Origin of the sequence: Arthrobacter sp. UYEF3, from assembly GCF_040546245.1 — a bacterium.
Lineage (GTDB): Bacteria > Actinomycetota > Actinomycetes > Actinomycetales > Micrococcaceae > Arthrobacter.
Genome location: NZ_JBEPNK010000003.1, coordinates 77113 through 98578, shown reverse-complemented (window position 1 = coordinate 98578; position 21466 = coordinate 77113). Strand labels below are relative to the sequence as shown.

General features: G+C 64.5%; 24 protein-coding genes. 15 read left to right on the top strand and 9 right to left on the bottom strand.

Annotated elements, in window-relative coordinates; all coding sequences use genetic code 11:
* The first annotated feature begins 5 nt into the window (after window positions 1-5).
* From cpaB (ABIB14_RS03065) to ABIB14_RS03000, 14 genes are all read left to right on the top strand, one after another.
* Window positions 6-800, top strand: coding sequence for a Flp pilus assembly protein CpaB (gene cpaB / locus ABIB14_RS03065; protein WP_354233984.1), 795 nt, complete (start codon window positions 6-8; stop codon window positions 798-800).
* Window positions 797-1999 (top strand): CpaE/TadZ family protein, encoded by a 1203-nt coding sequence (locus tag ABIB14_RS03060; protein ID WP_354233982.1) that lies wholly within the window; start codon window positions 797-799, stop codon window positions 1997-1999. The genes cpaB (ABIB14_RS03065) and ABIB14_RS03060 overlap by 4 nt, the downstream gene beginning before the upstream one ends.
* Window positions 1996-3468 carry a TadA family conjugal transfer-associated ATPase gene (locus ABIB14_RS03055; protein WP_354233980.1) on the top strand — a complete coding sequence of 491 codons (1473 nt, stop codon included), beginning with the start codon at window positions 1996-1998 and terminating at the stop codon, window positions 3466-3468. The genes ABIB14_RS03060 and ABIB14_RS03055 overlap by 4 nt, the downstream gene beginning before the upstream one ends.
* A 2-nt stretch (window positions 3469-3470) precedes the next feature.
* Window positions 3471-4418 carry a type II secretion system F family protein gene (locus tag ABIB14_RS03050; RefSeq protein WP_354233978.1) on the top strand — a complete coding sequence of 316 codons (948 nt, stop codon included), beginning with the start codon at window positions 3471-3473 and terminating at the stop codon, window positions 4416-4418.
* A gap of 17 nt (window positions 4419-4435) precedes the next feature.
* Window positions 4436-5317, top strand: coding sequence for a type II secretion system F family protein (locus tag ABIB14_RS03045; RefSeq protein ID WP_354233976.1), 882 nt, complete (start codon window positions 4436-4438; stop codon window positions 5315-5317).
* Between the two features lie 250 nt (window positions 5318-5567).
* Entirely contained in the window at window positions 5568-5798 is a 231-nt protein-coding gene (locus ABIB14_RS03040; RefSeq protein WP_354233974.1) for a Flp family type IVb pilin, read from the top strand.
* Window positions 5799-5901: 103 nt separating this feature from the next.
* Window positions 5902-6276: a TadE/TadG family type IV pilus assembly protein gene (locus ABIB14_RS03035; RefSeq protein WP_354233972.1), complete on the top strand. Its 375-nt coding sequence runs from the start codon at window positions 5902-5904 to the stop codon at window positions 6274-6276.
* A complete protein-coding gene (locus ABIB14_RS03030; protein WP_354233969.1) occupies window positions 6264-7301 on the top strand; it encodes a pilus assembly protein TadG-related protein in 1038 nt (345 codons plus the stop codon). The genes ABIB14_RS03035 and ABIB14_RS03030 overlap by 13 nt, the downstream gene beginning before the upstream one ends.
* Before the next feature lie 43 nt (window positions 7302-7344).
* On the top strand, window positions 7345-8121 hold the full coding sequence (gene cpaB / locus ABIB14_RS03025; RefSeq protein ID WP_354233967.1) for a Flp pilus assembly protein CpaB: 777 nt from the start codon (window positions 7345-7347) through the stop codon (window positions 8119-8121).
* The gene (locus ABIB14_RS03020; RefSeq protein WP_354233965.1) at window positions 8118-9308 is read left to right on the top strand and encodes a CpaE/TadZ family protein; all 1191 of its coding nucleotides are present in this window, start codon (window positions 8118-8120) and stop codon (window positions 9306-9308) included. Before cpaB (ABIB14_RS03025) ends, ABIB14_RS03020 begins: the two co-directional genes overlap by 4 nt.
* Window position 9309: 1 nt before the next feature.
* Window positions 9310-10809, top strand: coding sequence for a TadA family conjugal transfer-associated ATPase (locus ABIB14_RS03015; RefSeq protein ID WP_354233963.1), 1500 nt, complete (start codon window positions 9310-9312; stop codon window positions 10807-10809).
* A 7-nt stretch (window positions 10810-10816) separates the two neighbouring features.
* Window positions 10817-11749, top strand: a complete 933-nt coding sequence (locus ABIB14_RS03010; RefSeq protein ID WP_354233961.1) for a type II secretion system F family protein — start codon at window positions 10817-10819, stop codon at window positions 11747-11749.
* 7 nt (window positions 11750-11756) lie between these two features.
* The gene (locus ABIB14_RS03005) at window positions 11757-12638 is read left to right on the top strand and encodes a type II secretion system F family protein (protein WP_354233959.1); all 882 of its coding nucleotides are present in this window, start codon (window positions 11757-11759) and stop codon (window positions 12636-12638) included.
* A 107-nt stretch (window positions 12639-12745) separates the two neighbouring features.
* Entirely contained in the window at window positions 12746-13219 is a 474-nt protein-coding gene (locus ABIB14_RS03000; protein ID WP_354233957.1) for an Hpt domain-containing protein, read from the top strand.
* On the opposite strand, the gene ABIB14_RS02995 is transcribed toward ABIB14_RS03000, so the two are convergent.
* Window positions 13216-13980, bottom strand: coding sequence for a response regulator transcription factor (locus tag ABIB14_RS02995; protein ID WP_354233955.1), 765 nt, complete (start codon window positions 13978-13980; stop codon window positions 13216-13218). The genes ABIB14_RS03000 and ABIB14_RS02995 overlap by 4 nt on opposite strands.
* A gap of 245 nt (window positions 13981-14225) precedes the next feature.
* Here ABIB14_RS02995 and ABIB14_RS02990 point away from each other — a divergent pair, with 245 nt between their 5' ends.
* Window positions 14226-15908, top strand: coding sequence for a sensor histidine kinase (locus ABIB14_RS02990; RefSeq protein ID WP_354233953.1), 1683 nt, complete (start codon window positions 14226-14228; stop codon window positions 15906-15908).
* A 38-nt stretch (window positions 15909-15946) separates the two neighbouring features.
* Here the strand turns inward: ABIB14_RS02990 and ABIB14_RS02985 are convergent, their stop codons facing one another.
* The 8 genes from ABIB14_RS02985 to ABIB14_RS02950 all read right to left on the bottom strand — a co-directional run bounded on the left by ABIB14_RS02985 (window position 15947) and on the right by ABIB14_RS02950 (window position 21295).
* Window positions 15947-16837 (bottom strand): tRNA pseudouridine synthase A, encoded by an 891-nt coding sequence (locus tag ABIB14_RS02985; RefSeq protein WP_354233951.1) that lies wholly within the window; start codon window positions 16835-16837, stop codon window positions 15947-15949.
* 31 nt (window positions 16838-16868) lie between these two features.
* The gene (rplQ, locus tag ABIB14_RS02980) at window positions 16869-17480 is read right to left on the bottom strand and encodes a 50S ribosomal protein L17 (RefSeq protein ID WP_354233949.1); all 612 of its coding nucleotides are present in this window, start codon (window positions 17478-17480) and stop codon (window positions 16869-16871) included.
* Between the two features lie 75 nt (window positions 17481-17555).
* On the bottom strand, window positions 17556-18566 hold the full coding sequence (locus tag ABIB14_RS02975; RefSeq protein ID WP_307034754.1) for a DNA-directed RNA polymerase subunit alpha: 1011 nt from the start codon (window positions 18564-18566) through the stop codon (window positions 17556-17558).
* Window positions 18567-18691: 125 nt separating this feature from the next.
* Entirely contained in the window at window positions 18692-19093 is a 402-nt protein-coding gene (gene rpsK, locus ABIB14_RS02970; RefSeq protein WP_018773682.1) for a 30S ribosomal protein S11, read from the bottom strand.
* A gap of 101 nt (window positions 19094-19194) precedes the next feature.
* The gene (rpsM, locus tag ABIB14_RS02965; protein ID WP_024366110.1) at window positions 19195-19569 is read right to left on the bottom strand and encodes a 30S ribosomal protein S13; all 375 of its coding nucleotides are present in this window, start codon (window positions 19567-19569) and stop codon (window positions 19195-19197) included.
* A 183-nt stretch (window positions 19570-19752) separates the two neighbouring features.
* Window positions 19753-19866 (bottom strand): 50S ribosomal protein L36, encoded by a 114-nt coding sequence (rpmJ, locus tag ABIB14_RS02960; protein WP_009358722.1) that lies wholly within the window; start codon window positions 19864-19866, stop codon window positions 19753-19755.
* A 69-nt stretch (window positions 19867-19935) separates the two neighbouring features.
* The gene (gene infA / locus ABIB14_RS02955; RefSeq protein WP_009358723.1) at window positions 19936-20157 is read right to left on the bottom strand and encodes a translation initiation factor IF-1; all 222 of its coding nucleotides are present in this window, start codon (window positions 20155-20157) and stop codon (window positions 19936-19938) included.
* Window positions 20158-20326: 169 nt separating this feature from the next.
* Entirely contained in the window at window positions 20327-21295 is a 969-nt protein-coding gene (locus tag ABIB14_RS02950) for a P1 family peptidase (protein ID WP_354233946.1), read from the bottom strand.
* Between the last annotated feature and the right edge of the window lie 171 nt (window positions 21296-21466).

Genomic DNA, 21466 nt, shown 5'->3' with positions numbered 1-21466 from the left:
GAGTTATGATGAAAACACGCCTGCTGGGGGGCATCGCCGCGTTACTTGTGGCAATTATCGGAACCGTATTGCTGGTCTCATATGTTCAAAATGCTGATAAACGCGCATTGTCCGGCACGGAAACAGAATCGATTTACGTAGTACAAAAGGCCATTCCGGCCGGCACTGCCGCAGACAAGATCGCGGCCATGGTAACAAAGAAGGACGTCCCTAAGCTGGCGCTGGCCGACGGCGGTGTTACTGATCTTGCATCATTGGGCTCCAAGGTCACCGCCGTAACCTTGGAGCCTGGCGAGCAGTTGCTGTCCACCCGAATGGTGGAACAAGCGGCTTTCCTTGGCCCGTCTCGGGTCCAAGTGCCCGCGGGCCTCCAGGAAATCACGCTCAAGCTGCCCATCGAGCGCGTCGCCGGCGGCATCCTGAAGGCCGGGGACACCATCGGCATCTTCCTGTCCGTGGAGGTGCCAGCCACCGGGGCGGACGGTGCCGCCGGCACCAAGCTGAGCAAGACGCAGCAGACCTTCCACAAAGTTTTAGTTACAGCGGCGCAGTTCAGCGACGGCGCAGCCACGCAGACTGGCACCTCCGACACCGCAGCCGGAGCAAGCCAAGTTTCGTCCACCTCGTCCACCAAATCCCAGGGCGACGGCAGCTACCTCATCACCGTGGCCAGGAGCTCGGCCGATGCGGAGCGGCTCGTTTTCGCCGCTGAGTTCGGCAAGATCTACCTGTCCAAGGAGCCGGGCAATGCTGTCGAATCAGGCACCGGCACGGTAGACGCGGCAGGGCTGTTCCGATGAGCCGCTTCGTGCTGATCACGCCCAACGGCGATTTCGAACGGCTGGTCCGCTTGGCGATCGGCGGAATGCACGGCGACCTCCACGTCTTCAAAGCCGACTACGTCCCCGAAGGTCCCGCCGACATCATGCGTCAAATGGTCGGCGACCCGCCCGAGGTCCTGATCCTCGGTCCCGGCGTACCCGTGGCCGACTCGTTGAAATTGGCGGCCGTCATGGACCTCCAATATCCTGAAATCAGCGTAGTACTGGCCCTCACCGCCAGCCCTGAAACCGTAGTCCAGGCGATGCGCGCCGGCGTCCGCGACCTGCTGGACCCAGGTGCGGACCGTGACACTATCCGGGTCATGCTGGAGCGGGCCAGCCTCGCGGCTGCCGGTCGGCGTCGCGGCCTCGGTCCGCAGGCCACCGAGCACGCCGACCATGGCTCCGGCCGCGTCATCGCGGTGATGTCGCCCAAGGGCGGCGTCGGCAAGACGACGGTGGCGACCAACCTTGCAGTGGGTCTTGGAAAGACTGCGCCCATGACCGTGGTCATCGTGGATCTCGACCTCCAGTTCGGCGACGTTGCCAGCGGGCTGCTGCTGGAACCGGAGTTCACCATCACCGATGCCGTGAAGGGTGCCGCCAGCCAGGACTCCATGGTGCTCAAGACCTACCTCACGGTCCATCCGGCAGGAATCTACGCGCTGTGCGCACCCAGGACACCTATAGAAATGGACCGCATCAGCGCGGCCCACGTCTCTCACCTGCTAGAGCAGTTGCGGCAGGAGTTCCGCTACGTCGTCGTGGACACCGCGCCGGGACTGGGCGAACATGTCTTGGCCACGCTTGAGCAAGCCACGGACGCCGTGTGGATCTGCGGCATGGATGTGCCGAGCATTCGGGGCGTTCGGACCGGGTTCCAAATCCTCGACGAACTCAACCTGGTGCCAGCCCACCGTCACATCCTGCTCAATATGGCCGACCGACGGGCCGGATTGTCACTCAAAGATGTTGAAGCCACTATCGGAGCCCCCGTGGACGTGGTGCTGCCTCGTTCCCGGACGCTTCCGTACTCCACCAACAAGGGAGTTCCAGTCCTCCAGGACGGGAGCCGGGACTCCACAATCAAGGGGCTCCGCCAACTGGTCGATCGCTTTAAGCCGGATTGGGAAGCCAGACCGCGCAAACAACTCCACAGAAGGGCGGTAGTCCAGTGAGCCTCACGGACCGATTCCAGCAGTTGCGTAGCGGGACCCAGCTTCCCGACACCGCTAACCAGCCCGCCATCGACGTCTTCGCGTCGGCCACCGCGCCCGCAACATTGGGGCGAATCCTCGAGGCCAAGACGGCGGCAGAGTCGCAGCCCGAGTTCACGGAGGTCCACCAGACAGCGTCCGTCGCCAGCGAAGCGCTGAACGCGCTCAAGGAGCGCGCCAGCCAAGCGCTCTTCGAACGACTCGGTTCCCGCATCACGGATTCCTCGATCGACGAAACGGAACTCCGTCAGTCGGTCAAGGACGAGCTCAAAGCCGTCGTGGACGAGGAACAGATTCCCCTCACCGCCGTCGAACGCCAGCGGCTAATCAGGGAAATCATCGACGACGTTCTGGGCCACGGCCCCATTCAACGGTACCTGGACGATCCCACGGTCACCGAAGTCATGGTCAACCGCTTCGACCAGATCTACGTCGAACGCCAAGGCCAGCTCCAGTTGACAGACTCCAAATTCACTTCAGATGACGCCCTTCGTCGGGTCATTGAGAGGATCGTCTCCAATGTGGGCCGCCGGATCGACGAATCGTCCCCGCTGGTGGATGCCCGGCTGTCGGACGGATCCCGCGTCAATGCCATCATCCCGCCGCTCGCCGTCAACGGGCCCGCCTTGACCATCCGCAAGTTCGGCCGGGATCCGCTAACCGTCAAGGACCTGATTTCGATGGGCAGCCTCTCACCGGAAATGGCGGAGCTGCTCCAGGCCTGCGTGCTGGCCCGACTGAACATCATCGTTTCGGGTGGCACTGGCACCGGCAAAACGACCCTGCTGAATGTGCTCTCCTCCTTCATACCCAGCTCGGACCGCATCGTCACGATCGAGGACGCGGTGGAGCTGCAGTTGCAACAGAACCACGTGGTCCGGTTGGAGAGCCGACCCCAGAACATCGAGGGCAAAGGCGAAATCTCCATCCGCGACCTGGTCCGCAACTCACTGCGCATGCGGCCGGACCGGATTGTGGTGGGCGAAGTCCGCGGCGGGGAGTGCCTGGACATGCTGCAGGCCATGAACACCGGCCACGACGGGTCCATCTCAACGGTCCACGCGAACTCGCCCCGGGATGCTATTGCCCGGCTCGAAACCCTGGTGCTGATGGCCGGCATGGACCTACCCCTGCGGGCCATCCGAGAGCAAGTTGCCTCGGCGGTAAACCTGATCGTGCACATCTCCCGGCTCCGCGACGGCTCGCGGCGCGTCACGCACATCACAGAGGTCCAGGGCATGGAAGGGGACATCGTTACCCTCCAGGATGCCTTTGTGTTCGACTACTCCGCTGGTGTCGACGCCAGCGGCAGGTTCCTCGGCAAGCCCATTCCCACCGGGGTACGACCGCGGTTTACGGATCGCTTCGCCGAACTGGGCATTCCGATTTCGCCGGCTGTCTTCGGCGCTGCTCCGGTCAGGGGGCGGTAACCGTGCCGGACCAGTCCCCCCTTATCTTTGTTGTCGGGCTCCTCCTGGCGTACGGCGCGTTGGCGATTTTGGTCGCCGTCGTCTTCAGGTCACGCTCGGTACCCCTGAGCCGGCGCCGCCCCGACGAGGCGACCGTCCATTCTTCCAACCTGACCAAGCTCACAGATCACGCCGTGCAAACGCTAAACCAGCGGCTCCGCGTCCGCGGTTCCGGGCTGCTCAGCCGCGAGAAGCTAGATAGTGCCGGGCTGAAGAAACAGCCGGGCGATTACCTCCTGATGGCCGGGGCCTTCGCCTTCGTGACGGTGGTCTTTGCATTCCTGTTGGGCGGCGCCCTCTTCGCAGTGCTAATGCTCTTGCTGGCACCGGTGGGCCTCGTCCTCTTCCTGAACGTTCTGGTCGCGCGGCGACGCAAGAAGTTCGACGAGCAGGTACCCGATTCCTTGCAAATGCTCGCCGGCGGCCTGCGCGCCGGGCACAGCCTGCTTCGTTCCGTAGACGCTGCGGCCGAAGAAAATGAGGCGCCGAGGAAAGAGGAGCTCAACCGCGTTGTTAATGAAACGCGGATCGGCAGGGACCTCGGCGAGTCGCTCGCAGAAGTTGCCCGGCGTACGGACAACGAAGACTTTGCCTCGATAACCCGTGCCATCGAGATCCACCGGGAAGTCGGCGGAGACCTCGCTCAGGTTCTGGACAACGTCGGTGAGACCATCCGAGACCGCAACCAACTCCGGGGCCAGGTCAGAGCACTCAGCGCGGAAGGCCGGATGTCGGCCATAGTCCTGATGGCACTTCCGGTCGTGATGTTCATCGGGCTGACGCTCTTCAACCCCCTGTATTCCAAGGTATTCCTGACCACCTTTCCGGGCTTCCTGATGATCCTGGCCGCCGTCGTTTTGCTGTCAGTTGGCGGCTTCTGGCTCAGCCGACTCATCAAGCCGAAGTTCTGAGACGAAGGGAGAGAACTGTGGAAACTATTGCCTACGCAGCAATCCTGGCGGTCATCGCCCCGCTCTCGATCATGACCTGGTTTGCTTTCACGGGAGACCGAGCTGGCCTGCGAAATATTCAGTCTAATCTTGGGCTGGGACCGCAGGCCGCCGGGTCCGCGCTTTCCGCCACCGGACAATTCGCCGCGTTCAGCCAAAGGGTCACCCCGAAAGGCTATGCGGTGTGGCTGGACAAGCAGCTCGCCGCCGCCGGCCGACCAAAGGATTGGCCGCTGGGTCGAGTCGTCATGGTCAAGCCCCTGTTGGCCCTCGCTGGCGCGGTCATGGGAATCTTCCTCGTGGCCGGAAGCCCAACGCCTATCAACTTTGTGTTGATGGTGGGCATCACGGCGCTGGCCTATTTCGTCCCCGATATCCTGGTCCGGAACCACGCCCAGAAGCGGCGCGAGAAAATCAAGCTCGAACTGCCGGATACGCTGGACCAGATGCTCATTTCGGTCCAAGCCGGCCTGGGTTTCGAATCCGCTATGGCCCGGGCGGGCCAAAACGGCAAGGGTCCGCTCGCCGAGGAACTGATCAGGACGCTTCAGGACATCCAGGTGGGCCGCTCCCGCAAGGACGCCTATCTGGCCATGGCCCAACGCGTGGACGTGCCGGATCTGCGATCTTTCGTCCGGGCCGTGGTGCAGGCGGACGCCTATGGCATCGCGATCGCCAATGTGCTGAACTCGCAGGCCAAGGACATGCGGGTCAAACGGCGCCAGCGGGCGGAGGAGCACGCCATGAAGATGCCGGTTAAGATGCTCTTTCCACTCATCTTCTCGATCCTCCCCACGCTGTTCATCGTGGTGCTGGGACCGACCGTGATGAGCATCATGGAGCTTTTCGCCAACAAATAATCGCGGGGTCCAATTCGGCCCCCAAAGACCGGACCCCCTTGGACCCCAGAGCCGAGGGGTCCTCCTTCGTCCGAGGGACTTTTCCGCAGTCCCTAGCGCAGAATCTGCGCAGCGAAAGTACAGGAAATGGGCAGCTTGGGAAGCCTTGGCACAGGATGTGCCAAAGTCGGATTGACGGCGTGTCGGCGCTTGCTAAGTTCCATTCAGTGCTGGTGCAGGGCCAGCCGCCCAACTCGCTCAGGAGTTCCCAATGCGTTCCTACCTCTCCAACATCGCAGCCCGCCTTCGCCGTGACCAGCGCGGCGCCACCGCCGTGGAATACGGCATCATGGTCTCCCTCATCGCCGTCGTGATCATCGTCGCTGTCACGATGCTCGGCGGCACCATGAAGGACACTTTCACCAAGGTTCAGTGCGACATCGCAGGTGCACCGCATGTCTATGCAGAAAATGGCGGTGGCGGTAAGGCTTCCTGCTCGTAGCCCACGTGGACGATCCATCAGTCAGGGCCGGGGAAGGCTCCGGCCTTTCCCAACCCTGACTGTTTTCCGGCGCCGGCAAATCAAAGCTCAGGAAGGCGGCCCCTTGTCCAAGACAAACGAACGGGGAGCCGTCGCAGTGGAGTTTGCTCTGCTGGCCCCTGTCCTCATCATCATTCTGCTCGGCATCATGGAATTCGGACGCGCCTACAACGTCCAGATATCCCTCTCTGCTGCCGCCCGTGAAGGCGTCCGGATCATGGCCATCAATAACAGTGCCACTGCCGCCCGGACCGCAGTCAAGGGCGCTGCAACGGGATTGCAGCCCGCCCTGTCTGATTCCAACATCACTATCAACCCCGTCACCTGCACTTCCGGAGCACAGGTGACGGTCAAGATCACCTACACGCTCGCCACCATGACAGGCATTGCGGGGCCTTTCCCGATGGAAGGCAAAGGAGTCATGCTGTGCGGCGGCTAGTTAGTCAAAGCGTGGGCGAGGACCGCGAGCGCGGCGGGATCGCGATAATTGTCGCGATCCTCATGGTGACTCTGCTTGGTTTCGGTGCCCTCGCCGTAGACGTCGGCATGCTGTACGCCGAGCGGACCCAGTTGCGCAACGGATCCGATGCGGCGGCCCTCGCCGTCGCACAGAAGTGCGCCAAAGACGTCAACGACCCCGATTGTTCCGCCGGCTCGACACTAGCGGCGGGCTTGGCCAACGGCAATGCCGGCGATGGGGCCAGCAACATTAAGTCGCTGCTGCTAGACAAAGCAAATCGCACAGTCACTGTCGCCGCTGGAGCCCAGGAACCCGGCAAGGTGCCCAACCAGGTTTCTTTGTTTTTCGCGCGGGCCCTCGGCTACAACTCCGCCGAAGTCTCCGCCACCTCAGGTGTCACCTGGGGCAGTCCGGTGAAGGGTCCGACGCCGTTTCCGGTCGCGTTCTCGATCTGCCAAGTCCAAGGGCACGTCGACGGCACTCTGCAACTGCTGCAGAACCATGGCAGCAACGCGAACGCGGACTGCAACTACGGGCCATCCGGAGCGGCCGTGCAAGGTGGCTTCGGCTGGCTGGTCAGCGATCCTGGCGTGTGCGGCGGACTGATCGATCTTGCTTTGGCGGAGAGTGGCAGCGACCCGGGTAACAGCTCTCCGACCATCTGTGCAGCCACCCTGAATCGCTGGGCCGCCGATATCAATGCCGGAAAAGAAGTCATCGTTCTGCTTCCCGTATTCAACCGCGTCACCGGAACCGGTTCCGGCGCCGTCTACGGGCTGACGAGCTTCGCCGCGTTCAAGGTTAAGGGGTGGAAATTCAGCGGCAACAGCACCCTGCCGGACACCTTTCAGAACACGACCCCCACGGTCGCGGCGTCGGTGGCCTGCGGCGGTGACTGCCGCGGCATCATCGGCGGCTTCATCAAATATGTTTCCCTTGCGGACGGTTTCACACTCGGTCCCGTCGACGCCAACGGGGCCACAGTAGTCCGCCTCACCCAATAGCAGTTTCACACCAGCAGTCCCCTACCCTGTTCAGGAGCAGTTTTTGAAGTCACGCTTATTGGCAGGACTGGCCGCCGTCGTGCTGGCCATCATCGGTGCCTTCCTTGTCGTCAGCTACGCCCAGGGCGCCGACAGCCGTGCGGTGCAGAACCTGGAACCGGTCAGTGTGATGGTGGTGCAGAAGGCCGTCCCCGCTGGGACCCCTGTCGCCACGCTGCAGGCTTTCATCACCAGCCAGGAACTCCCTGGCAAGGCTGTCTCGAAGACGGCGCTGAAGAATCTCGACGGGCAGGCCGGCAAGGTCACCGCAGTCGAGCTCTTGCCAGGTGAGCAGCTGGTGGCCGAGCGGCTCATTCAACCGGAGGCGCTGAAGACCAGTGGAACCGTGGATATCCCGAAGGGCCTGCAGGAAGTTTCCTTCCAGTTGGAACCGCAACGTGTCGTTGGTGGCCGCATCGCGGCCGGCGACCATGTGGGCGTCTTCATCAACCTGAAGGACGGTGGGATCGAGGGAAAAACTGACAAGCAAACCACCCAGTTGACCGTTCACAAGGCACTTGTGACAGCGGTGCAGCGTGCACCCCTCGCGGCCCCCAGTCCACAGCCTTCGGCCAACGGTTCGGCCGCACCACCGGCGGACACGTCACTACCCGTCGGATCGATGATTGTGACCGTCGCCGTAAACGATGTGGACGCCGCGAAGATCGTTTACGCTTCGAACTTCACTGAGGTGGCAAGCATTTGGCTCAGCAGGGAACCGCTGGACGCAACTGACAGCGGCCGACCCGGAATCATCACCCGCCCGGAGGTCTACAAGTGAGCCGCTTCGTCCTGATCACCCCCAACACCGACTTCGACGCACGGGTCCGCCAGGCAGTCGCCGGCGGGCTGCCGGGCGGGGTCCAGACTTTTGCCTTCGTCAACCCCGCGGACCCCGGCGAACTTTTCGCCAACCTTAACCAGGAACGTCCCGAGGTGCTGATCCTGGGCCCGGATGTGCCGGTCGAGGACGCCCTCCGGCTCGCCACCGTCTTCGACGTTCAACTCCCCGAGCTGAGCGTCATTCTGGTCGCTGAAGCCGACCCGGACTTCGTGCTGCTGGCCATGCGCGCCGGAATCCGGGACATCCTTAGCCCCGCGGCCGATCCGGCCCAGATCCGAGTGTTGCTGGAACGGGCCTGCCAGTCGTTCGCCAGCCGCAACCGCAGCACGACAGTGGTTAGCCCGGACGCTCCCAAAGGCCTGGTGATCGGCGTCTTCTCCCCCAAGGGCGGCGTCGGCAAGACCACCATCGCCACCAACATCGCCATCGGGCTGGGACGAGTCGCCCCGATGGGCGTTGTCATCGTGGACCTGGACCTCCAGTTCGGCGACGTGGCCTCCGGCCTGTACCTGAACCCGGAGCACACCGTCACCGACGCCGTCTCGGCGTCGGCCAGCCAGGACTCCCTCGTCCTCAAGGCGTTCCTCACCGTCCACCCCAGCAGCATCTACGCCCTTTGTGCGCCACGGACCCCGGTGGAAGCGGATGACATCACCCCTCAGCAGGTCAGCCGGCTGATCGAACAACTTGCGGAGCAGTTCCAGTACGTCGTCGTGGACACCGCCCCGGGCCTGCCGGAGGTGGGCTTGGCCGCGATGGAACAGTGCACCGACGTCGTTTGGGTCAGTGCGATGGATGTCCCCAGCATCCGCGGGCTGCGCTCTGGCCTCGAAATCCTCCGGCGGCTGGACCTCCTTCCGGAGACCCGGCACGTGGTCCTGAATATGGCCGACTCCAAGTCCGGGCTCAGCGTCCAGGACGTCGAGGCCACCATCGGTGCCCCGGTCGACGTTAGTATTCCGCGCTCCAAAGCCGTGGCGTACTCCACCAACCGCGGGATTCCGGTGCTCCAAGACGGCCGTAAGGATCCCGCGGTGAAAGGCCTCCGCCAGCTGGTCACACGCTTCGACCCTGCTTGGCGGGCCACCGCCCAAAAGAAGCTGCACCGACGGGTGGTGGTCTAAAGTGAAGCTCTCCGAGCGCCTCTCCGCGGCGGAAGCGGGTCCCCTGGCGAGCTCGGCACCGCCGTCGCCGGCAGCGCCCACACGGCCAGCGGCCCAGCCCCCATCCCCCCGGCCGGAACCGGCGCGCTCCGAGCCGTCACGCCTTGCCGCGGCGGCCGCTCAGGCGTTCGCGGAACATCCGGACACCGCCCGCACCAAGGTCCAGCAGCCAGTAGACGCCTTCGCCGCGCTCAAGGAGCGTGCGGCCACGGCCCTGTTTGAGCGGATGGGGACACGCTTCAACGATTCGGCGCTCAAGGAGGACGAACTGCGGGCCACCGCCCGCGACGAACTGATCCGCATCATCGATGCCGAACAGGTACCGCTCTCCGCCGAGGAACGCACCCGGCTGGTCCGCGACGTCGCGGATGATGTGCTTGGTTACGGCCCGCTCCAGCGGCTGCTGGATGACCCTGCGGTCACCGAGATTATGGTCAACCGGATGGACCGGATCTATGTCGAGCGGAAGGGCCAGCTGACCCTGACCGATTCGCGCTTCAGCTCCGAGGACCACCTGCGCAAAGTGATCGAGCGGATTGTCTCCAAGGTGGGGCGACGGATCGACGAGTCATCGCCGCTGGTCGACGCACGGCTGGAGGACGGTTCCCGCGTTAACGCAGTCATCCCCCCGCTGGCGGTCGGCGGATCCTCGCTGACCATCCGAAAGTTCAGCAAGGTGCCGCTTACGGTACGGAATCTGATCGATTTCGGCACCCTGACCCCAGAGATGGCGGAGCTGTTGAATGCCTGCGTCCGGGCCAAGCTGAACATCATCGTCTCGGGCGGCACCGGCACGGGCAAAACCACGCTGCTCAACGTCCTCTCTTCCTTCCTGCCGCGCGACGAGCGCATTGTCACCATCGAGGATGCGGTGGAACTCCAGATTCAGCAGGAACACGTGGTGCGCCTCGAAAGCCGGCCGCCGAACACCGAGGGCAAAGGCGAGGTCACCATCCGCGACCTGCTGCGCAACTCCCTGCGTATGCGGCCGGACCGGATCGTGGTAGGAGAGGTCCGCGGGGGTGAGTCCCTCGACATGCTCCAGGCCATGAATACCGGCCACGACGGCTCGCTCTCCACGGTTCACTCAAACTCGCCGCGCGACGCCGTCGCCCGGCTGGAGACCCTGGTGCTGATGGCCGGAATGGACCTCCCGCTGCGCGCCATCCGTGAACAGATAGCCTCCGCGGTGAACCTGATCGTGCAGATCTCCCGCCTCCGGGACGGCACCCGCCGCATCACCCACATCACCGAGGTCCAGGGCATGGAGGGAGACATCGTCACCCTCCAGGATGCGTTCGTCTTCGACTACTCCGCCGGCGTTGACGCCCACGGCCGGTTCCTCGGCAAGCCGGTAGCCACCGGGATCCGGCCGCGCTTCATCGACCGCTTCGAGGACATGGGAATCTACGTCTCCCCCGCCGTCTTTGCGACACCGCTGGCATCTGCCGGCCGGACGTGAGCCGGCCATGACCCTGACCATCGGCGTCGTCCTCCTGGCGGCTGCCCTTCTTCTGCTGGGCGTTGCGTTGCTCGCGCCGGGGGCAGCCAGCGTTCCGCTGGACCGGCGGCGGCCGGTCCAGGCATCCTCGGAATCCTCGCTTAGCCGGTTCGCGGGATCCGCGGTCAACCTGGCCGACGGCTACTTCGCGCAACGGAAGGTCCGGCTGTTCAACCGCGATGCCTTGGAACAGGCCGGACTGCGCATGGGCCAGGGTGACTTCTATGTCCTGTTGCTGATCGGCGGCTTCCTGGGCGCCCTGGCCGGCTTCGTCGTCGGCGGTTTCCTGCTCTCGCTCCTGCTGGTCCTACTGTCTCCGATCGCCGGGCACCTGGTCCTCAGCGTCCTGGCCGGCAAACGCCGCGCAAAGTTCGACGAACAATTGGGCGACACCCTGCAGTTGCTGTCCGGCGGCCTGCGGGCCGGGCACAGCATCCTGCGGGCCATCGATGCCGCCGGCGCGGAATCGCAGAGCCCCACCGCGGAAGAAATGCGGCGCGTCATCACCGAGACCAGCCTCGGCCGCGATCTGCTGGCGTCGCTGACCGACACCGCCGAGCGAATGCGCAATGAAGACTTTGTCTGGGTCGCCCAGGCCATTCAGATCAACCGGGAGGTGGGTGGGAATCTCGCGGAGGTGATGGACCAAGTGAATGAGACCATCCGCGAGCGGAGCGAGATCAAGGGCCACATCAAGTCGCTCGCGGCCGAAGGCAAGTTCTCCGCCTACATCCTGATGGCTATGCCGGTCGGCATCGTGGTCATGCTGATGCTGGTCAACCCCGGCTACATGAATGTCATGTTCACCAACCCGCTGGGCTGGATGATGATGGCGGCTTCCGTGATCCTGATGACGATTGGTGGTCTGTGGATGCGCAAGATCATCGATCTGAAGTTCTGAGGTCCGGATGAGCCCCATGATTCTGTGCGCGCTTCTGCTGATCTGTCTTCCTTTGGCGTACCTGGTGTGGTCGTTGCTTTCCGTGGACCGGAAATCGCAGCGCGCCATCCATGAGATGCTCTCGCTGGGCACCGGCCCGGCCGAGTCCTCCGGGCTCAAGGAGACGGCCCTGCTGGAGCGGATTGGCCACCGGATGACACCTCCCGCCTATGTCCGCAAACTCGACAGGCTGCTGTCCCTGGCGGGCCGTCCGGCCTCGCTCCCGCTGGGTCGGGTGCTGGCCGCCAAACCCTTGCTGGGGCTGGTGGGCGCCTTGCTGGGGCTGTGGCTGGCCAGCGCACCGGCACCGGTCCTGAAGCTGGTCGGCTTGTTCGTGATGCTGCTCGGCTACTTCATTCCAGACCTCCTGCTGTACAGCAAGGGCCAGGAGCGGCAGAAGATCATGCAGCTGGAACTGGCCAACACCCTGGACCAGATGCTCATCTCCGTCGAGGCCGGCCTGGGCTTCGAAGGGGCCATGGCGCGGGCGGGCGAAAACGGGAAGGGCCCCCTCGCCGAGGAACTGGTCCGCACGTTGCAGGACATGCAGGTGGGACGCAGCCGCCGCGAGTCCTATCAGGCCCTGGCCGAGCGCACCAACATCCCCGAACTCCGCAGCTTCGTCCAGGCAGTGGTGCAGGCGGACACCTACGGCATCGCCATCAGCCGGGTGCTCCGAATCCAGGCCAAGGTGATGCGGGTCAAGCGACGCCAGCGGGCCGAGGAGAAGGCGATGAAGCTGCCGGTCACCATCTTGTTCCCCCTGCTGTTCTTCATCTTTCCGGTGCTGTTTATCGCCATTCTGGGGCCCGCGGTGATCAACGCCATCGCGACGTTCAGCGGCCACTAAGCGGCAACCGGCTCCGGGTCACAGGGCGGACAAGGATAGCCACAAGGTTTCCGCAGGATGGCCCGAACGCTTCCAGCGCCGGACCGGGCACCTAGTACCGTAGTGCCATGTCTCTTATAGCTGCCCGCCCCGATGACGGAAATGCGGCCGCCGCACTCACCGCCGACGCCCCCGCTGGCGGAGCCGGACTGGCGGCACCCTGCGCCGCCGTGGCCCCCTCCGACAGGGCGCCGCTGGTGGACCCGGCCGCGCTCCAGGACCTGGGCGAGCAGCTGAACAGCGCCGCCGTCGCAAAAGGATTCGCCCGCGACTTCGCTCAGTTGTGGGGCCGGCGCTACGCCTCCCTGGCCACAGCTTTGTCCGGCCGCGACCAGACAGCTGCGCTCGACGCGGTGCTGAGCCTCAAGACGTCCTCTTCGATGGTCGGAGGCCTGCGCCTGGCCGAACTCGCCGCCGAACTTGAAGAAATGATCCGCGCCGGCAAGCTGGAACTGGCCGCTTCCTTTCTGGGCGACGTCGCAGCCCGTGGCAGCGACACCGTGGATGAATTGCAGTTCAGCTCCATCCTCCGGGAGTGCTAGGAACAGACCGGCGCCAGCCGGTAGCCTACGCCGCGGACCGTCTGCAGCCAGCGCGGTTGCGCCGGATCCTCCCGAAGTTTCCGGCGCAGGTTGCCCATGTGAACCTCCACGGCCCGCTCATCGGACTCGCTGATATAGGCATCCGCCCGGTAATACTCGCCGCGCACCACGCGCACCAGCTCGACTTTGGACTTCACCGCGCCGGCACCTAGAAGTAGAGCGTGCAGGAGTTCGAACTCGCTGCGCGTCAAGGCGACCAGGTCGCCGTCGACCGTCACCGAACGCGTGTCCGGATTCAGGGCCAGGCCGTTGTGGTGCAGCCCGCTGTCGGCTGCGGCGGGAGTCCCGGCCGGTTGGGCCACGTCCGGGCTCGCGGCGCGCTGCCCCTCATGCCGCGGGCGGCGCATCATCGCGGCCACCCTGGCCCGCAGCTCACGTGGCCGGAACGGCTTGGTCAGGAAGTCATCGGCGCCGGTGTGCAGGGCCGTCAGTGTGTCCAGTTCGTCCGTCCGCGCGGTGAGCATGACAATGTAGGCATCGCTGAACTGCCGGATCCGGCGCAGCACCTCATAGCCGTCGATATCGGGAAGTCCCACGTCCAGAGTGACCACAGTGGCTTCCCGCCGCCGGACGACTTCCACCCCTTCCCGGCCCTCGGATGCCGAATGCACCTCGAAGCCCGATTGCCGGAGCACGGCCTCGACGAGGTTCCGCACGTCCGCGTCATCCTCAACCACGACGGCTACTCCAAGGTCAGTCATGCCACCCTCACATCCGATGCTGTTCCGCACTCTGCCGGAGCGGAGCCGGCCGACCATTTACACACTGCGACTTAAACATTGCGACAAATCTGCGAAGCTTCCCCCGTCCTGTCACAATACCCAAGCCGGACTCCAATTTCGGGCTCCGGCTCAGTAAGGCGCAAACAAAGGGCAACAGCAGTGCCATTTGTGTCAAGTTAGTGTGACAGCAATGTAAACTCCAGTTGCGAGGAAGGGGCCCTGTCTTGAGTGAACCGCAGCTGATTCAGGACGCAGGCGCGCACGGCGGCTTTGGCGTCCGGCATCCCCGCGCGCTCGTGCTGGCCAGCCAGTTGCCTCTCACCCTCCTGTTGGCCGCAGGCGTGGCGGCCGCGCCCGCCGCCTGGGGCCTCCATCTAGCCGGCGGCTGGGGCCAAACGGCGTTGGCCCTGCATTCCCTGATTTTTCTGGCCTCCGGCGTCGTGCCATGGCACCGGTGGGGTCCCTTGGCGTCCCTCGCCATTCCGTTCCTCGATTTGGCCGCCATCGGACTGAGCCAGCTTGCGGCCGCTGAGGAACTGCCCGGCCTTGGCGTCCTCTCGGTGCTTCCCGTCGTCTGGATCTCCTCCTCGCAGCTATCCCCGGCCGCCATCGTCTCCGTCAGCTTTTTTGGACCGCTACTGGCGGGCCTGCCCTGGTACTTTGCGGCCGCCGCCGAGGACCGCCCCGGGCGCATAGCCTCGATCACGCTCCTGGCGCTGGCCACCCTGGCCGTTTCGCTGGCCATGCAGTTCATCCGGGCGCAAGTGCGGCGGCAGCAGCGCACAGTCGACGCCAAGGAAGCGGAGCTGCAGACTCTCCTAGCGGGGAGCCGTGAGCGCGAACGGTTGCTCAACACCATTCTGGACACCGTTGACGTCGGCATCGTTGCGATCGACGCGGACGGACGGCGGCTGCTCACCAACAGCTGGCAGGCCACACTGGAAGCTTCCGCCACGCCCGTCGGGCATACCAGCGTCACGGATCCTGGATGGGAACAACAGCTGCTGCTGACCGGCCGGGACCAGGCAACGCCCCTGCCGCCCGGACGCCGCCCGCTCCGCCGGGCGCTGGCGGGCGAGTCCTTCGCTGACCATCTGGTCTGTTTCGGGGCGGCGCAGGACAGCCGGGTGGTGTCCACCGGCGCGCGGCCGCTGCAGGCCGACGACGGCGACTTCCGCGGCGCCGTCGTCGTCTACAACGAGGTCACCGGCCTGGTCAATGCCCTCGCCGCCAAGGAGGACGTCGTCGCGACCGTCTCGCACGAATTCCGCACTCCGTTGACGTCGATCATCGGCAACCTGGACCTGGTCCTGGGCGAGGAGCTGCCGCTGCCCGTGCTGCGCCGGATCGAAGTAGCGCAGCGCAATGCGGAGCGCCTGTTGGCTCTTGTCTCGGACCTGCTAATGTCCGCCAACTCCGCGGTCCAGGTCCAGCCGCGGAAGACCGACCTGGCCGGGCTGGTGGAGGCGAGCCTGGGTTCAGCGCAGGCCCACGCGCAATCCTCCCGGGTCTCGCTGGCGATGGACGTTTCCGCGCCGTTGTGGGCGGAAGTCGACCCGCTGCGGATCGGCCAGGCCCTGGACAACCTCGTTTCCAACGCGATCAAGTATTCCCCACACGGCGGCGCCGTGACCGTCTCCGCCCGGGCCGAGGGGAGCCGGGTGCTGCTGCTGGTGGAGGACAGCGGCATCGGGATGACCGCCGCCGACGCCGGTAAAATCTTCACCCGCTTCTTCCGGAGCCCGGCCGTGCGCGACGGCTCCATCCCCGGGGCCGGGCTCGGCCTGTCCATCACCAAGGCGATTGTGGAGGGCCACGGGGGCTCCATCTCGTGCAGTACCCTCCCCGGCCGCGGGAGCACCTTTACCGTCGAGTTGCCGGCCGAGGGAGCACCGCGCGCATTTTGACGCCGACGCGGCAGGCGGTCACGACGCGAAGTTGCCCGCTATCCGCGCCGGGCGCGGGTCAGCTCTGCCCGGGCCAACAGCCCGGTCGCTGACGGGTAGTCCACCGCTTCCAGAACCAGGGGGTGCGGGGCCGCCAGGACGGACCGCGCGTCACGCTGCCGGGCGATCAGGCGTTCATATAGCCACTCGGGCTGTTCCACCCCAGCCCCCACGTAGAGCGCGGATCCAATGAGCGAACGGACCATGTTGTGACAGAAGGCGTCCGCCTGCACGGTCGCCATGATGATCCCGTCCGCGCCGCGGGTAAATTCGAAACGCTGCAGTTCCCTTATGGTCGTGGCACCCGCGCGGGGCTTGCAGTACGAGCGGAAGTCCTGCAGGCCCAGAAGGCGGGAGGCGCCCTCGTTGAGCAGCGCAGTGTCCAGTAGCTCCGGGTGCCAGAGCGTCGAGAAGCGGCCCAGCGGGTCCCACAGCGCGGGGCCGTCCGCAATCCGGTAACTGTAGCGCCGCGAGAGAGCCGAGAAGCGGGCATCGAAGCCTTCCGGGGCCACCGAGACCCTGTGCACCTCGATTGCCCCGCTGAGCTCCCCTAGCCCGCGGCTCAGTGCGCCACGGAGCCGCCGCAGCAGAGCCACCGCCGGGTCGAGTTCCACGCCGCGGTTCAGGCCGCGCCATTCCGTTTCAGTCAGGTCCAGGTGGACCACCTGTCCGCGGGCGTGCACGCCCGCGTCGGTGCGGCCCGCCACGGTGACCCGGACCTGGCGGCGGATCAACAGCGCCAGGGCCTCCTCCAGCACGCCCTGGACGGTGCGGAGCCCGGGCTGGATAGCCCAGCCGCTGAAGGGGCCGCCGTCGTACGAAAGGTCCAGCCGGATACGCAAAAACCCGCCGCCCCCCAGGTCGGGGGCAGCGGGTTTGAGCTCGTTCATAGACTTGAGTCTATAAGAAGGTTTTAGCGAATTACTTCGCGTCCTTCTCGGACTCGGCGGCAGCTTCCTCGGCGGCCGGAGCCTCCTCGGTCTCTGCTGCTTTGGTCTCTGCCTCTTCGGTCTCTGCTGCTTTGGTCTCTGCAACCTCAGCCTCGGGAGCCTCTTCGGTTTCGGCAACTTCGGTTTCAGCAACCGGAGCGGCTTCTGCCTTGTCGGCGTCCTTCTTGTCGGCGTCGCGCTGGGCGGCGGAGGTAGCCTCGGCTACCACGGCCTGCTTTGCGGAAACCGGCTCGAGAACCAGTTCGATGACAGCCATGGGAGCGTTGTCGCCCTTGCGGTTGCCGATCTTGGTGATGCGGGTGTAGCCACCGTTGCGGTTCTCCACTGCCTGGGCGATGTCGGTGAACAGCTCATGGACGATGCCCTTGTTGCTGATCAGGCCGAGTACACGACGGCGGGAAGCCAGGTCGCCACGCTTGGCGAAAGTCACCAGGCGCTCGGCGTAGGGCTTCAGTCGCTTGGCCTTGGTCACCGTGGTGGTGATCCGCTTGTGCTCGAACAGGGCAGCGGACAGGTTCGCGAGCATAAGACGCTCGTGAGCCGCTCCGCCTCCGAGGCGCGGACCCTTAGTGGGGGTAGGCATAACTATTTCTCCTCATATGGAAGCCTGCGGGCTGTGCACGCTGCGGTGCGTCCAACCTGCTGGCCAATATCTGTTTTAGAGCTCGTCGTCGCTGAACGCGGCGTCGTCCTCTTCGATGGCTGCGGCGCGGGCTGCAAGGTCGAAACCGGGAGGGGAGTCCTTGAGGGACAGGCCCAGTTCAACGAGCTTTGCCTTGACCTCGTCGATGGACTTCGCACCGAAGTTACGGATGTCCATCAGGTCCGCCTCGGAGCGGGCAACGAGTTCACCCACGCTGTGGATGCCCTCACGCTTGAGGCAGTTGTAGGAACGGACCGTGAGGTCCAGATCCTCGATCGGCAGCGCCATGTCTGCTGCCAGGGCAGCATCCGTCGGCGACGGGCCAATCTCGATACCTTCAGCTGCGGTGTTCAGCTCGCGGGCCAGACCGAACAGTTCCACCAGGGTGGTACCTGCCGAAGCGACCGCGTCGCGCGGTGCGATGGCCTGCTTGGTCTCGACGTCGACAATGAGCTTGTCGAAGTCAGTGCGCTGCTCAACACGGGTGGCTTCCACGCGGAAAGTAACCTTCAGCACCGGCGAGTAAATCGAGTCGACCGGGATGCGGCCGATCTCGGAGTCGCCGGACTTGTTCTGAGCTGCCGAAACGTAGCCGCGGCCGCGCTCGATAGTCAGTTCGAGTTCGAACTTGCCCTTCGAGTTCAGCGTGGCGATGTGCAGATCCGGGTTGTGGAATTCGACGCCGGCCGGCGGAGCGATGTCCGCGGCGGTGACGACTCCCGGGCCCTGCTTGCGCAGATAGGCAACAACCGGCTCGTCGTGCTCGGAGGAGACCGACAGGTTCTTGATGTTCAGGATGATCTCGGTGACATCTTCCTTGACACCCGGAACCGTGGTGAACTCATGCAGCACGCCATCGATCCGGATGCTCGTTACAGAAGCACCGGGAATGGAGGAGAGCAGGGTACGGCGGAGGGAGTTTCCGAGGGTGTAGCCGAAGCCCGGTTCCAGCGGTTCAATGATGAAACGCGAGCGGTTATCGGAGACGACCTCTTCGGAGAGGGTGGGGCGCTGTGCAATGAGCACTTAGGTTTCCTTTCGGCGAGCATCCGCTATATGACGCAACACAGGTGGTGGAAAGATCGGTCTGAGACTTAACGCGGCTGGGCTTGCCCGGGCCGGTGAGGGCCCGGGCAAGCTCCGGCTAAGACTTAGACGCGGCGGCGCTTCGGCGGGCGGCAGCCGTTGTGCGCGCTGGGGGTTACATCCTGAATGGATCCAACCTCAAGGCCAGCGGCCTGCAGTGAACGGATGGCGGTCTCGCGGCCGGAGCCCGGTCCCTTGACGAATACGTCAACCTTGCGCATGCCGTGCTCCTGTGCGCGCTTGGCAGCGGCTTCGGCCGCCATCTGGGCAGCGAACGGAGTGGACTTGCGTGAGCCCTTGAAGCCAACCTCACCGGACGAAGCCCAGGAGATGACGGCACCATTCGGATCCGTGATGGAAACGATGGTGTTGTTAAAGGTGCTCTTGATGTGCGCCTGGCCCAGCGCGATGTTCTTTTTGTCCTTCTTACGCGGCTTGCGAACCGCGCCACGAGTCTTCGGGGGCATTATTTCTCCTACAGAAAGTTATTGGGGGAAGTCCGTTTACTGGGCCCACACTTGCCGGGTTCCTTGAAATCGCGCCAGCGATTTTAGGGAGCAAGTGGGGATTAGCGGGTCTTCTTCTTGCCTGCGACGGTGCGCTTCGGGCCCTTGCGGGTACGCGCGTTCGTCTTCGTACGCTGTCCGCGCACTGGCAGGCCCTTACGGTGGCGAATACCTTCGTAGCTGCCGATTTCAACCTTGCGGCGGATATCTGCTGCTACTTCGCGGCGAAGGTCACCCTCAACCTTGTAGTTGCCTTCAATGTAATCACGCAGCTGGACGAGCTCGGCGTCGGACAGGTCCTTGACCCGAACGTCCGCGCTGATGCCTGTGGCAGCCAGGGTTTCGTGTGCACGGGTCTTGCCCACGCCGTAGATGTAAGTAAGCGCAATTTCCAGCCGCTTTTCGCGGGGAATGTCTACGCCAGCGAGACGAGCCATAGAGGCAGTGCTCCTTGAATAAACCGGAGGTCGTAGGCAGTACACCCGTACAATCCGTACGGCCCCAGCCTCCGACCGGGGGTTAGCTGTCCGGACTCGTTCTAGCTCAGTGTCCCAGATCAGCTTGTGCTGCCTTTTATTTACTTGCGTGGGTTAGCAACCCAAGGTTTCCCGTGAAGGGAATTAGCCCTGGCGCTGCTTGTGGCGCGGGTTCTCGCAGATCACCATGACCCGGCCATTACGGCGGATCACTTTGCACTTTTCGCAGATCTGCTTGACGCTCGGCTTGACCTTCATGGCGTTCCTTTGCGTGTTGCAGTTGGTCGGCTGGACCGGCCCACGGTTATTGCCAGGGCCGCCCAGTGTTTACTTGTAGCGGTAGACGATACGACCACGTGTCAGGTCGTAGGGGCTCAGTTCCACCACTACGCGGTCCTCAGGGAGAATCCTGATGTAGTGCTGGCGCATCTTTCCAGAGATGTGTGCCAGAACGATGTGCTTGTTGGTCAACTCAACGCGAAACATCGCATTGGGCAGCGCCTCAGTCACAACGCCCTCGATCTCAATGACCCCGTCCTTCTTGGCCATACCCTCCGCTAACTGTTGTTGCCACAGCCCCTCCGGCTTGCACCGGCGATCGCTGTGGACGTTTTTTGATTGCTTGGTTGCTGCGGCCGGCCCACAAAAGGGCACAACAGGGCAGACAACCAACAGATAACACTACGGCATCGCAGGCCGAATGTTAAATCCAGCCATGCTAGCGCACTCCGTCCCGGTATGCACGAAAATGCCCCGCAGGAGTTCCCACTTCGTCGGCGGCCGCGATCCCGTCCATGATGGCCAGCCGAACAACGTCGGCGGCTGCGCTCTGCAGGGTAATCAGGCTCAACTGCCGCGCCGCTTCCGTGCCCCGGTCCAGGGCGACGGCACCCGTGGCCAGCACGAACACCGTGTCCCCGTCGGCCAGTGTGTGGCTCGGATTCAAGGCCCGCGCCAGTCCGGCGTGGGCTGCCGACGCTGTCCGTTTGCACTCGGCCTTGTCCAAGATGGCGTTGGTCGCGACGACGACGATCGTGGTGTTCAGTGCGGGCGGAGCCTGTTCGGGTTTCCCAACGTCTGCGGCGTTCGCCGCCGATGGGTAGAAGGGAAGGCCCAGCGCGTTGACGACCGCCAGAGCGCCCACGACGACGGGGGCTGTCCCTGGGATTTTGTTGAGGGTGATGGAGGCGGTGCCGATTCCGCCCTTGAAGGTTCCCCGGCCGATAAGGGCTCCGGTGCCGGCTCCTACGTTGCCTCGTTCGACGTCGTGGCCGTCATGATGGGCCGCGGCGGCCGCGGTTGCCGCGTAGCCCATGTCCGGCGTCGGGCGGGCGGAGAAGTCCCCGCCGCGGCCGAGGTCAAAGATCGCCGCGGCCGGAACGATCGGCACCACTCCGCCGGCGACGGCGAATCCTCGGCCGTTCTCCTCGCACCAGAGCTGGGCGCCGTGTGCGGCCACCAGCCCGAAGGCGCTGCCGCCGGTGAGGACCACGGCGTCGACGGCGGTGCTCAGGGTGGTGGGGTCGAGTGCGTCCGTCTCGTGAGTGCCGGGGCCGCCGCCGCGGACGTCAACGGAGCCGACCGTGCCGGGAGGTGGCAGGACCACTGTCACGCCACTCAACCAGCCTTCCCCGGTCCGGGAGACGTGGCCCACGCGGATTCCGGGCACGTCTGTGATCGCTGTCATGGCTCCATTGTGCTCCCCGAGCCGGCAAAACTGACCGCGTCGATCTCCCCGTCCCCAAACGGGCGCCGGGGAATACTGCAACCAACGAGGGGGTAAACAGGCAACGAAGCCTGGCATAACAAAGATCTGACAAGGCCCCATGCGGGGTTCCGGCCACCACCAGTGTGGTGA